Genomic DNA, 13,042 nt, shown 5'->3' with positions numbered 1-13,042 from the left:
AAACCAGCCTAACTACAATCAAATTCAATTCTTTTGTCTTCTCAACTTTTTTAACGGGACAAGAATTAACTCTTTCTCATATTTATTCAAACCTAAAGCCCACATCACTAAAATGTAAGTAACTACATACAACATTAATTTAATTAAAAATGATAATATCTGCGAGTTAAAATTAATTTCATTTATAAATATTCCCAAAATACACGTAATGACTAACGGAATGCTTATTTTTATCATTTCTTTCCAAAATTTGATTATATTTAACTTTACTTTCTTATAATAATATATATTCATTATCAACCCATTTCCTATAAGATACGACGTACTTGTCGCCACAGCTGTCCCAATTCCTCCATAATAAATTGCTAAAGGAATTGAAAACACTATATTTAATAACGACATTACAAAAAATACAGATGCCCTAAATGAGTAGAGATTTTTTGCTTGAAGTATAGTTAATCCAATATTTTGAATCAAATCTATTGTAAAAGGAACCATGATTATTAGTGTAATATAATACGCCTCACTAAAACTATCACCTACCCAAATATCAATAAATTCTTTTCCAAACATAATAAAGCCAGTTAATACTGCCCCTAAGATGATATACTGCAACCTTCCTAATTTTATAAAAATATCCGTCAACTCATCATTAGAAACATTTTCCGTAACTTTTTTAGTTATGCTGGGTAGAAAAACTCCCGACATCGCAGTTGACAAGGTCATATAATTCATTATTATTTGTGAGCCAATAGAATAAACAGCTACTGAAGATGTACCCACAATTATTCCTAATATGACCTGATCAGATCTCCAAAAAATTTGGTCCATTAAAGCCGTAATAAATATAAAGAAAGAATACCGGAACATTTCTTTTAACAATGGAATATCCCAATAATGAAGTTTTATTTTCACCTCAAGTTTTTTTAATGAATAATATATTTTCAACGCTATTCCCAAAACATTAATAAGCGCTTGAATTATCACAACAATTAAAGCACTAGCTTCAATAGAAAACACAGCAAAGACAATAATAGGACGCATAATGGTTTGTATAATAGATAAACCTTTTAAAAACATAAATTGCTCATTAGCAGTAATAACCGAATTAAATACTGATGTTGATATTGTTATTACAGTTGTTATTAAAATTATGATATAAATCTTTTCCGCGGAAGCAATTTCAGAAGGTGTTAAGGCATTATCGAAAATTTTATCCAAATAAAAGTACAAAATAATTCCAACAACAACCAGAATCATTGTTAATAGAATATAAATAACTGTAGATATAGCAAGCACATTCTCTTTAGCTTTTTCATCCTTTAAAGCGATATACTTCGAATAATATCTTGTTACAGTATTAGATAATCCAAAATCAAATAAACCTAAATACACTAAAAAAGAACCCATTAATTGGTATAAACCATACTCGCCTTTCCCTAAAAAATAGAGTAAAATTGGGATATATATAAAACCTACTAATGCGTTCGTCCCAGTTAGTGCATACGATAATAATACTCCTGCTTTTCTTTGATTAATTTTCAAAATACATTACCTCTACTTTAAGTATTATTATAATTGATATAAAGAATAGTACTTATGATCACTCCCTATTTTTTATCAAAGTATGAACGTAAAACAAATATACACAATGATAATATGACAGAAAAATAAATCAATATTCACACTTGTATATTTTAGATTACCTTATTATCTTATAAAAATGAATTTAGTTCTTCCCAAAAGTCTCTCCTAGAAAATAATTAAAAAACATTTCTTAAAAGGCAACTTAATCCCTTACATAACAAATCTCTATACTTTTAAATAACAATAATCAGACTATAAATTTTCTACCTAACTAACCCCATTAATAAACGCTCAAAACCTTCAAATGCATTTATTTTTCAGCGACATGATTTCTCTCGAAATTCATAAAAATAAATACAATTAAAGAGAAAGACGTCGCATCCTATACAACGTCCCTCTTCATTCATACATAAAAAATATTCACTTTTATAAATTTTTTATGTTTTAATTTTGATTTGAACAAATTTATTTTTGGTAGATATTAAAATAAAATACAATATATAATAGAAATTTGCACTATATATAAATGCATCTATTGAGCTAATTAATACTAGTATTATAATGAATATATATCCCTCTTTATTACTATTTAAAAAAGACCAAATAATATATATTAAATAGGTCGTCAATCCAATAATTCCAAAATTAATTAACACCAAAATAAACGCGTTACTATAATTCGTTAAATTATATCCTTTAAAATAGTTTGAAAGTTGACCAAATCCCACACCAATTATTTGATTAAATGTTGGTAAAAGGTCAAAATAGCCAATATACCCTACGAATCTTATTTGACTCCTATCATTAATATTCATTGATTTATTCACATTAAATTCTAATAACCAATCTAAATTTAAATATTTAACACATATAATGGCTATTATGAGTAGTGCAGTGATTAAAAAGAAAATCATCTTCAATCGCTTATTCCAAACACCATATATAAAAAGAATAATTAAACCACCGGCAATACCAAGGGTAGAAGTAGAAAGTACTAATGCACTAATACATAGAATTGCAATTATATATTTCTTATTAGCCAACATACATCCTAAAATAGGAAGTATATAAATTGCAAAATATGATGGTTCTGAAAAAAAGGAATTTGGTCTCATATATGAAGTAGACCACTTCCCTTCTGCAACCAGGTCCTTAAACAGCATACCATTATGTGGAATATTCCCAACGGAAATTAGGAATAATTGGTAGAACAAAAATACCGATACAACTATTGACATAGTGGTTAAAACTTTGATAAATATTTTTTTTTCATAGAATGGAACAAGCTGCATAATTAATAGACTGTTAATTATTGCCATTGATATATTCCAAATAATCATCTCTGTCCCAGTTACTTCAACTAATTGAAAATAAGCTATTATAGACAGTAATGAATGAGTTCCTAATAAAATTATAAAAGGAATATTAACAACTATTCTACCACCTATAATTAAACAAAAAGTGGCACCAATTAAAAGAATAATTGTTCCAATTGAAATTGGCCCAGCTACTTCATAAGGTGAGAATATAGGAAAAAGACAGACAGTAATAGCTGAGATATAACTTATAAGTTTTCCTAAAGAGTAATGTTGATTTGTCATTTAATCAGCCCTTATTTTTTCTATAAAATGTATAAAAAAACCAAAGGAAATAAGCATTTGTATGTTTTAATAAAAATACTTTAAAACTGGTTTTCCTATTTACTCCAATGTTACTATAGAGATTTAGTATATTTTTTGTATGATTATTTTCTTTTACTTCCCTTAATCTTGTTAACTTTATTGAGAATGCTTCTTCTGACATAACTATATTAGTAACTGAACTTAAAATGTTTTGAAGATAATATTTCATAAGAAATTCTTTCAATTTGTCAAATAGTCCAGCTGATTCTAATAATACTTGTATTCTCTGATTTAATAATAAGATTTCCCTAAATCGGTTAGCATTATAACACCTTGTAGCAGAACCTGCCCTTTCTTCTACCCTATAGAATTCTTTAGATAAAACTCCGATTTTTTCATTTGTTAACAGCAGTGATTTAATTGTAAATAAAAAATCTTCACCGTAGGGCATATCTGTATCAAAAATAACATCGTTTTCCTTAATCAACTTTAAAGAAAATAATATTCCACACGCTGTTCTAGGCATTTCTCCATCAATCATATTTTCAATACACTTCTCTGATGTTTCATAATGAACTGTTTCAATTCTCTTTACTTTTTGTTGATTACTTAAGTTACAAAAAATTAGATTACTCCGTTCTTCTTCAGCCATTCGATACATCTCTTCAAGCATAGTTTCTTCTATATAATCATCACCATCAACAAAAGTTACATATTCTCCAGTGGCAATATTTATCCCTTGATTCCGTGCTGCACTAACCCCTAAATTTTTTTGATTTACACATATAACCCTACTATCTAAATCCCTATAGCTATCCACTATCTCTAAAGATCTATCGGTTGAACCATCATTTACTACTATTACTTCAATTTCTTTAAGTGTCTGATTACATATAGATTCTATGCATCGCCCTACATAATTTTCAACATTATAAACTGGAATTATTATACTAATCTTTACATTACTACTCATCAATTTGACATCGCTTCTACTTTTGATAACAAATCTTTCACAATAAAGGCAGGGGAAAGCTCATCTACTACTCTCATCATTTCTTTAGGGTAATCATTATTTCTAATTTTATTTATTGCTTTAATAATATCTTCTTTATTATTTTCACAGAAAACATATCTATTGTATTTAGAATAAAACTCCTTTATTTTTGCTGAATCCCCGTCTAATATAAATAATATTGGCTTTGTCGTACCTGAATAATAGTATACTTTTGCAGGAATCTGAGTACCAGTTAAATTACAAAGATGTACAAATACATCAGTATTTTTCTCAATTTCATTAAGCTCTTTAATTGGTATCCTACTGCCTATATTAATTTTATTAATGGATTTCGCAGGATTATCTGAATTTCCACGAACCACCATATTTACTCCTGTCTCTAATGCTGCATCATACAAAGGATCTAAATTTCTCACCTCTGAGTGATAATCTCCAAAATATCCAAAGGTCATTTTATTCCTTTCTATATTATTAGATAAGTGATTATCAATAGAGAAATATGGTATTAAGATATAATCAATTTTATTTTTTTGTTGAGGAAATAGTTCCTTTTGCTTCTCCGCAGTGAAGGGAGATACATATATAATTTTATCTGCAGAGCTTATTAAATTTTCCTCTTCTTTATATAATCTATGATTTAATAAATTTCTTTTTCTTGTTATATCAAGGTACATTGGATCTCCCCACAGTTGCACCCATTTCCCATATCTAACTTTCTCTTTTTCAATTAAATATTTAGCGAACAAATGAGAATGTTTCGGATCCGAGGATGAAATTATTAGATCATAATACTCTTCATCAGAAAAACGCTCAACGTTGTTTACCCAAGCTTTTTGAGTTCCGTATATAGAGAAATTATTATATATTTTTCTTAATAAATTTTTTACACTTTTAAATTTATGATTCTTAGCTTTTTTATTACTCAACGCATCAAAAGTTGGACTAATACTGTACTCTTCAATCTCTACTTCCTTAGGTAACTCAAAACCATTATCTTGAGCTATATGATTCTCGGGTAATTTAGAAGTAATCACCTTAACATAATTACCTAATTCTACTAATCCTTGTATATAAGCTACATTCATCATGGTAACCGATGAATTTGATTTAATAGCTTGGCCAGCTATAAATAATATTTTCATTTAATTAAACCTCACTTAGAAAAATCTTATATATTGTTACTGCACTGAAATAACATATTTACTTACTTTATTTATCCTGCACAAGCAGAAAGCTATGATACAATTTTCACATTAAAATATACTTCAATGTAAAAATTGTATCTAACCGTTAATTAACTATTAATAAGTAATCTAAATTAATTATAAGCAATGAATACATAATCATTTGATATTCTCAATGTTATATTCAATTTTTGTTCGATATATAGTCCCTATTATAGTTGGGAAGAAAAGTAACTTACTAACTATAAATTTTTTAAAATCAAAAAAACATATACAGACTATTAAAGACAGAATTTGAAAAAAAATGCACACTAAAACAAGGTGAGCATTTAATAACGAAAGGATCATAAATATAACCGAGAAAAAATCAAACGTAATCGGTACTAAAACTTGAGCTATTGGTTTATGCCCATACGTGTACTTTAAGTTACCTTCTTCTATACTAGATTGTATAGCCTGTCCTAGTCCAAATCCCCTTTTTGAGAATAATATTGATTTTAGCTTTCCTATTTTCCCCACTGGTTTATCAAAATGATCAATCATTTTTTCCGGAACCTCATAAATTTTATATCCCTTACTCTTTAATCTTACATATAATTCTGGTTCCTCAAATGCATTAATATAATTTCTATATCCACCAACTTCGTCAAAAGCATCTTTTTTTATTAATAATGCTCCTCCAAAGTGCTGCGCTACCTTTAATGTTTTTATGTTATATTTATTCTTTATTACTTGGCTGGTTTTCAATTTTTCATTTAAAATAAGGTCATCCCTTATGCCAATTAAACCTGCACATGCTTTTTCATTAAGTTCCTTTAGACCTGTTTCTAAAAAATCCTTATAGAGTTTCATATCCCCATCTAAAAATAACAAATACTTCCCTACTGCTCTTTTACTTCCTATATTTCTGCCTAATGCTGCGTTATATATAGTCGATTCAGATATTTTTATGATCTTTAAATTATTTATTTCCAAGTCACTCGCTATTTTTATAGTACAATCACTTGATTTTGAATCAACTAAGATTATTTCATTTGAATAATTTAACTCACTAAATACACCTGCTATAGATTTTAAACATCTTTCTATATTTTTCTCTTCATTTTTTGCAATTACTATAACAGAAAATACAGGACTTAATTTTTCTGATTGTTCTATCATAAATATAAAAGCTCCTCAAAAATAGTATCTTTTTATAATATAGTCTTAATTTTTTGTAATTCATTAAAATATGCATCTATTACTATTTGCCTGTCAAATTCCTTTTCTACTTTCTTTCTTCCTTCCAATCCCATTTTCTTTTTCTTTTCATAATCCAGCGCTATAAATTTTTCTATCTTTTCAATAAGATCTTTACTATCTTGTTGCTTCACAACATAACCATTTATTTCATCATCGACTATTTCACGACATCCACTTCTATTAGTAGTAATAATAGGTCTACCAGAAGCAGCACTCTCAAGTAAAACGTTTGACATTCCCTCAGGGTAATATGTAGGATGAATTGTACAATGTGAAATTTTATGAAATTTCCTAATATCATTTTGCATCCCATGATACTGAATAATACCTCTACCTTGTAATTCTTTCAATTTGCTATCATAAGCGTCTTCACAAAAACCTAATATATGAAAAACTGTTTTAGGATACTTCCCTCTAATATATTCAGCTGCATCTAAATATTGATCAATACCTTTTTCCTTCATTACTCTTGCAATAAATACAAAATTAATCAGATCGTCTGACGGATAGTCTAATACAGAATAATAATCTAAATTAACACCAGATCCCGGTATTAACCTATACTCCCCATTAATCAATCCTTCATTCCTAAATAACTCTTTATTCTCTTCATTCTGAAAAAAAACACAATTAACTTTCTTCAAAGCAGTCCGATATAAAAATAAAGTGATTTTTTGTAATAATCCTCTATTTTCTACCGCAGTACCTAGCCCCGTAATATTAGACAAATAAGGAGTTTTACTTAATCTACACGCTAATCCACCATAAATATTAGGTTTTATTGTATATGTTAAAACTACTTGGGGTTTTATCTCTTTAATAATTTTTTTATAGCTCATTAATAATTTAAAATCAGTTATTGGATTAGTTCCCCTTCTACTAATTGGTGTATCAATAAATTTACATCCTAACTCCATAAGTTTTGGAACAAATTTACCATAAGGTAACGATATATATACTTCATTATCCTTCACCATCTGTGCTATAAGCTCTTTTCTAAATTTATATAGACCAACATCATTATTGGCAAGTATTAATATCTTTTTCATTTTATTCTCCCTAACACAATGTAATCTATGATAAGCTAAAATTACTTAAATTAAATATTTTGATTTATAATTATATCTATTGTTTTACTATCGCATCTAACTCATCTAAACTATATATCGAATGATTTTCTTTAATATTACTTAAATATTCTCTGTTTCCATAAACCCCATTGCGATATATCCTTACTGTTTGTATAGGATGAATATTACTAATATAAAAATCTTTTTCTGGGTTATCACCGATGTAAAGCATCTCATCAAATTTAGCATCCAATTTCTCTTTCATTATTTCAAATGCCTTACTATGTGGCTTCCAATATTGTCTGCCTAACTCATCAGTAACAATAATTTCATCAAAGTAATTAAATGCTTTTAATGCTTTTAATTTTTGTCGCTGTCCATTAGCATAACCATCTGTAATAATCCCTACATTTATTCCTTTTGACCTTAAGTTTTTTAAACACGGTAATACATCCTCAAAAAACTGTATTATTGGTGTATGATTACGATACTCTTCCACTAGCTCCATTATCTCATTTTGGGTATAACTAATCCCAAATGTATCAAACACTCTATTAAATACGTTTCTAGTGTTTTCATTGAATAAATCCATTAATAATTGATATAGTTTTTGTTCATCCTTTTGAAGCTTTTCACTTAGTAATTTTGAAATATGTTTATAACCGCTTTCAATATATCTTCTCTCGGAAATAAGGGTATCATCTAAATCAAATATAACTGCTTTAATCATTTTACTAGCTCCATATTTTCATCTAAACATATACTACTATCAAATCTAATAAATGTAAGATTTTCCCGATAATCTTCACTATAATTTAATTTTTCACCCATTAATAAGCGTAGAAGATTTCCGCATGAATCAGCACCACTTTGAATACTCATTGGAGCTCCCCCACCGAATCTTGGATTGATTTCAATGTACTCAATCCCCTTCTTTGTCTTCATAAGTTGGACAGTTATATGTCCAATTGGTTTGAGCGTCTTCATTAATTTAGTCACATCATTAATAATCTCTCTATCTTTCACGATTTTACCTTTTGAAATTTCACCACTACGTGTAGCCATCCTTAATCTTGGGACTACTGTAATTACATTCCCTTGAAAATCTAAAAATACATCAACCGTAAATTCTTCTCCTTCCATAAAATCTTGAATCAGAGGATCATTAATAAAGCTTTTATATGTCTTTAATTCAGCTAAATTATTTACTTTAAATGTATTAACACTTGAACTCCCAGACTTAGGTTTAATAAATAAAGGAAACTGTATATTCTCCCCACTAATCAATTCCTCATCTGTATACATTTTTGGAATTCCAAAACCTTCTTCTTCTAAGAATCTTTGTGTATTAATTTTATCCCGACAAATTTTAATAACATTAGAATCAGATATCAATACCTTGGCTTGCGCTTTTTCCTCAATAAATTCCTTGTTTTCTGCAAGTAACAATAAATCTGTATCAATCGTCGGAACAATTAACGAAATATTTTCTCGATTACAGATATCTATAATTGCTTTAATATAATTTGGTTCACTAATTCGTGGTAATTTACAAGTTCTATCTGCAAAATATAAGGCTGGTGCCGTATTAGAACAGTCACCTGCTACAACATTACCTTTAACATTTAAATCTTTTATTGCTTTTTGAAAATGTTGCACTAATTCTACACGTCTTCCCGCACTTAAAATTAAAATATTAATTTCTCTCATCATTTTCCCTCACTTTACTACCTTCAAAATATTCCATTGTAGCAGCTGTTTCTGAATTAATTCCTTCTCTTATAAAAACTTTTTTAATCGTTAAAATAATTATTTTCCAATCTGTAATGAAACTTACGTTCTCAACATACTCTACATCATAATTAAACTTTTCTTCCCAACTAATAGCATTCCGACCATTAACCTGGGCTAACCCTGATAATCCTGGTCGAACTTCATGACGTCTTTTTTGGTGCTCATTATATAAAGGTAAATATTGAACTAATAAAGGCCTTGGTCCTATAATTGACATATCACCTTTAAAAATGTTAAAAAGCCCTGGTAATTCATCAAGTGATGTCGAACGTAAAAATTTACCGAACTTAGTAAGCCTTACGCTATCAGGTAGTAACTCACCGTTTTCATTTTTTTCATCTGTCATTGTTCTAAATTTATACATTTTAAAAATAGTTCCATTTAATCCTGGTCTCTCTTGTTTAAATAATACCGGACTACCCAATCTTGTTTTCACAAGAAAAGCCACTATAAGGAACACTGGACTAAGCATTATAATAGCAATTAAAGACAGTATAAAATCCATCGGCCTTTTTATAAACCTACCATAGATGCCAACTTTAGAACTCCTCATTATGCTGTCCACAACCCTTTAATAATTTTTACAACTTTTTCTAAATCTGCTTCTGTCATCTTCGTATCGCTTGGTAAACATATACCATTCTCAAAAAGTTTTTCTGATACATTTGTACCAACAAAATCATATTTCTCAAAGAACGGCTGCATATGCATTGGCTTCCAAACTGGTCTAGATTCAATATTTTCTTTTTCAAGAGCTTCCATCACATCTATTGGACGAATCTTACCGTTTAGTGTCATAGAACTTAGCCAATAGTTTGGTTCATTCCACTCATTACTAGGCATAAATTCAATTCCTTCAAGATTTCCTAATTCTCTCTTATAAAAATCAAATATGTATCTTTTCTTTTGAACCCTTTGATCTAATACTTTAAGTTGCCCTCTACCAATTCCAGCAACTACATTACTCATACGATAGTTAAATCCTAATTCACTGTGTTGATAATGTCTTGCCTGGTCTCTACTTTGAGTAGCCCAAAACCTTACCTTTGAAACTCTTTCTTCATCATTAGAAACAAGCATACCGCCACCAGAAGTAGTAATGATTTTATTACCATTAAAAGAAAAAATACCATACTCTCCAAAACTACCTGTATGTTTACCTTTATAATAAGTTCCCAAAGATTCAGCAGCATCTTCAATTAAAGTAACATCATGTTTTTTACAAAGCTCAATAATCTTATCCATATCTGCTGAAAGACCATAAAGATGAACTACTATAACTGCCTTTACATTTGGATACTTTTTAAAAGCCTCTTCTAATGCTTTAGGACACATATTCCAAGTTACATAATCACTATCTATGAAAACAGGAGTAGCATTTTGATAAATGATTGGATTTGCTGTAGCTGAGAATGTAAGTGTTTGACAAAAAACAACATCACCTTCTCCTACTCCAGCTGCTTTTAATGCCATATGAATTGCAGCTGTTCCAGAAGATAGTGCTGCCGCTGCATTAGATCCTACTTTCATAGCTAATTCTCTTTCAAATCCATTTACATTTTCCCCAAGTGGTGCAATCCAATTTGTATCGAAGGCTTCCTTCACATAATGCATTTCATAACCTTCGTCACTCATATGTGGCGATGAAAGAAATATTCTGTCTCCCATATTTAAAACTTCCTTCCCTTGAATTAATTTTCAATATTTACTTTATTATTTGCAATATCTAATAGTCGTTCTCTTATTTCTTCTTTACTAATTCCTTCAAAGTCATTCATAAACTGCCTTAAAATCCCTTGATCAATTAAAACAGCCTTTCCTATATGAATTTTAGGGAAAATTTGCTCTGGATGAATTTCACCTTCATTTAGTAACTCTTCATACATTTTTTCACCTGGTCTTAATCCAGTAAATTCAATTCCAATTTCTTCAATAGAGTAACCTGAAAGAGTAATTAAATTTTTAGCTAAATCCACAATCTTTACCGGGGCCCCCATATCTAGCACGAACAATTCTCCGCCCCTAGCCAGTGTCCCCGCCTGAATAACTAATCTTGAAGCCTCTGGTATTGTCATAAAGTAACGAATCATATCAGGGTGAGTAACTGTTACAGGTCCACCTTTTTGAATTTGTTTCTTAAACAGAGGAATTACACTTCCCCTACTTCCAAGAACATTACCAAATCTAACCGCAACAAAACGTGTACCAGTACTAACCGATGCCATATGCTGCACAATCATTTCTGCAAATCGTTTTGTAGCTCCCATTACATTTGTCGGATTTACAGCTTTATCTGTAGAAACCATAACAAACGTATTCACTTTAAACGTATCTGCAGCTTCAGCTACATTTTTTGTACCAAAAATATTGTTTTTCACAGCTTCTTCTGGATTACGCTCCATTAAAGGAACATGCTTATGTGCAGCTGCATGATATACGATATACGGTTGATGCTTTTTCATTATTTCAAAGATTTTATGACGATCTTGAATATCAGCGATTTCTGTTGTAATTTCAACTGTATCTTTATATGTAACTCTCATTTCCATTTCGATATTATAAATGCTGTTTTCACCATGTCCTAAAAGAACAATTTTAGCTGGTTTATATTTCATCACTTGACGACATATTTCTGATCCAATTGATCCACCAGCACCTGTTACTAAAATTGTTTTACCTGTAATCTTCTCTCCAATTCCTGCATCATCTAGCTTTATTGGTTCTCTACCTAATAAATCTTCCACTTGTACATCACGGAATTCATTAACAGAGAGTTTTCCATCTAAAAGATCTTCAAGCATCGGTACAATTTGTGTTTTCGCCTTCGTTTTTCTACACTTCTCAAAAATCTCGTTTATTTGACCTCTATTTAATGAAGGAATTGCGATAATAATATGTTCTATGTCATTATCTTCTACAATTTCTTGAATGTGATCTGTTGTACCAACAACCGGCACATTATAAATCTCCAATTTTTGCTTATTTCTATCATCATCAACAAACGCAATTGGATATAAATCTGCTTCTTTATTATGCTGTAATTGACGTACTACCATTGTTCCTGCTGAACCAGCACCAATAATCAATGTTCGCTTTTTATCAGTAGCTTTAGCAATATACGTATCACGGAACATACGCCATACAAAGCGAGAACCACCTATTAATAATAAATGTAACATCCATGCGATAGCCAAAATTCGAACATAAATATCATGATTTATAATTTGTTGAACAATTGCTGTTACGATAATAGAAAGTGTAATTGCTTTAAATATTTGCTTTAATTCTCCAATGCTTGCATATTCCCATGCCTTGTTATAAAGCTTATAAATAGCAGCAAAAATATGATGACTACACAATAATGTAATAGAACTAATAATTACTGTTGCAGGAATTTTACTTAATACATTTGGATGTATGAACCAATAACTTAAGTACACGGCAGTTAATACGATAAATGAATCTAATAAAATTAATAATGAGAGCCGTTTTCGATAACTCAATATATCTGTTCCCTTCTTTATATAA

Annotated in this window: 11 protein-coding genes; all 11 read right to left on the bottom strand. The window is 29.5% G+C overall.

The features are described 5' to 3' along the window. Positions 1-24: 24 nt before the first annotated feature. On the bottom strand, positions 25-1,545 hold the full coding sequence (locus ACTFRH_RS19470) for an oligosaccharide flippase family protein (RefSeq protein ID WP_440048780.1): 1,521 nt from the start codon (positions 1,543-1,545) through the stop codon (positions 25-27). Between the two features lie 479 nt (positions 1,546-2,024). Continuing rightward, a complete protein-coding gene (locus tag ACTFRH_RS19465; RefSeq protein ID WP_202822374.1) occupies positions 2,025-3,188 on the bottom strand; it encodes a hypothetical protein in 1,164 nt (387 codons plus the stop codon). Between the two features lie 4 nt (positions 3,189-3,192). Continuing rightward, positions 3,193-4,182 carry a glycosyltransferase family 2 protein gene (locus ACTFRH_RS19460; protein ID WP_202822375.1) on the bottom strand — a complete coding sequence of 330 codons (990 nt, stop codon included), beginning with the start codon at positions 4,180-4,182 and terminating at the stop codon, positions 3,193-3,195. Then, positions 4,182-5,366: a hypothetical protein gene (locus ACTFRH_RS19455; protein ID WP_043935861.1), complete on the bottom strand. Its 1,185-nt coding sequence runs from the start codon at positions 5,364-5,366 to the stop codon at positions 4,182-4,184. The genes ACTFRH_RS19460 and ACTFRH_RS19455 overlap by 1 nt, the downstream gene beginning before the upstream one ends. 201 nt (positions 5,367-5,567) lie before the next feature. Further along, the gene (locus ACTFRH_RS19450; protein WP_202822376.1) at positions 5,568-6,569 is read right to left on the bottom strand and encodes a glycosyltransferase family 2 protein; all 1,002 of its coding nucleotides are present in this window, start codon (positions 6,567-6,569) and stop codon (positions 5,568-5,570) included. Positions 6,570-6,601: 32 nt separating this feature from the next. Further along, the gene (locus ACTFRH_RS19445; RefSeq protein ID WP_202822377.1) at positions 6,602-7,699 is read right to left on the bottom strand and encodes a glycosyltransferase family 4 protein; all 1,098 of its coding nucleotides are present in this window, start codon (positions 7,697-7,699) and stop codon (positions 6,602-6,604) included. 76 nt (positions 7,700-7,775) lie between these two features. Continuing rightward, positions 7,776-8,450, bottom strand: coding sequence for an HAD family hydrolase (locus ACTFRH_RS19440; protein ID WP_202822378.1), 675 nt, complete (start codon positions 8,448-8,450; stop codon positions 7,776-7,778). Beyond that, positions 8,447-9,430 (bottom strand): ATP-grasp domain-containing protein, encoded by a 984-nt coding sequence (locus ACTFRH_RS19435; RefSeq protein ID WP_202822379.1) that lies wholly within the window; start codon positions 9,428-9,430, stop codon positions 8,447-8,449. The genes ACTFRH_RS19440 and ACTFRH_RS19435 overlap by 4 nt, the downstream gene beginning before the upstream one ends. Then, positions 9,417-10,067 (bottom strand): sugar transferase, encoded by a 651-nt coding sequence (locus ACTFRH_RS19430; RefSeq protein WP_277680424.1) that lies wholly within the window; start codon positions 10,065-10,067, stop codon positions 9,417-9,419. The genes ACTFRH_RS19435 and ACTFRH_RS19430 overlap by 14 nt, the downstream gene beginning before the upstream one ends. Beyond that, positions 10,067-11,182, bottom strand: coding sequence for a DegT/DnrJ/EryC1/StrS family aminotransferase (locus ACTFRH_RS19425; RefSeq protein WP_202822380.1), 1,116 nt, complete (start codon positions 11,180-11,182; stop codon positions 10,067-10,069). The genes ACTFRH_RS19430 and ACTFRH_RS19425 overlap by 1 nt, the downstream gene beginning before the upstream one ends. Positions 11,183-11,205: 23 nt before the next feature. Next, on the bottom strand, positions 11,206-13,017 hold the full coding sequence (locus ACTFRH_RS19420) for a polysaccharide biosynthesis protein (RefSeq protein ID WP_202822381.1): 1,812 nt from the start codon (positions 13,015-13,017) through the stop codon (positions 11,206-11,208). Positions 13,018-13,042 lie beyond the last annotated feature (25 nt).

Origin of the sequence: Bacillus cereus group sp. MYBK216-1 (genome assembly GCF_051916495.1) — a bacterium.
GTDB lineage: Bacteria > Bacillota > Bacilli > Bacillales > Bacillaceae_G > Bacillus_A > Bacillus_A thuringiensis_K.
This window is presented reverse-complemented; position numbering and strand designations above follow the sequence as displayed.

What these genes read in the sequence shown, in the direction of transcription:
- ACTFRH_RS19465 (WP_202822374.1), bottom strand. Translation starts at nt 3,188, where the DNA reads ATGACAAATCAACATTACTCTTTAGGAAAACTTATAAGTTATATCTCA.
- ACTFRH_RS19460 (WP_202822375.1), bottom strand. Translation starts at nt 4,182, where the DNA reads ATGAGTAGTAATGTAAAGATTAGTATAATAATTCCAGTTTATAATGTT.
- ACTFRH_RS19455 (WP_043935861.1), bottom strand. Translation starts at nt 5,366, where the DNA reads ATGAAAATATTATTTATAGCTGGCCAAGCTATTAAATCAAATTCATCG.
- ACTFRH_RS19450 (WP_202822376.1), bottom strand. Translation starts at nt 6,569, where the DNA reads ATGATAGAACAATCAGAAAAATTAAGTCCTGTATTTTCTGTTATAGTA.
- ACTFRH_RS19445 (WP_202822377.1), bottom strand. Translation starts at nt 7,699, where the DNA reads ATGAAAAAGATATTAATACTTGCCAATAATGATGTTGGTCTATATAAA.
- ACTFRH_RS19440 (WP_202822378.1), bottom strand. Translation starts at nt 8,450, where the DNA reads ATGATTAAAGCAGTTATATTTGATTTAGATGATACCCTTATTTCCGAG.
- ACTFRH_RS19435 (WP_202822379.1), bottom strand. Translation starts at nt 9,430, where the DNA reads ATGAGAGAAATTAATATTTTAATTTTAAGTGCGGGAAGACGTGTAGAA.
- ACTFRH_RS19430 (WP_277680424.1), bottom strand. Translation starts at nt 10,067, where the DNA reads ATGAGGAGTTCTAAAGTTGGCATCTATGGTAGGTTTATAAAAAGGCCG.
- ACTFRH_RS19425 (WP_202822380.1), bottom strand. Translation starts at nt 11,182, where the DNA reads ATGGGAGACAGAATATTTCTTTCATCGCCACATATGAGTGACGAAGGT.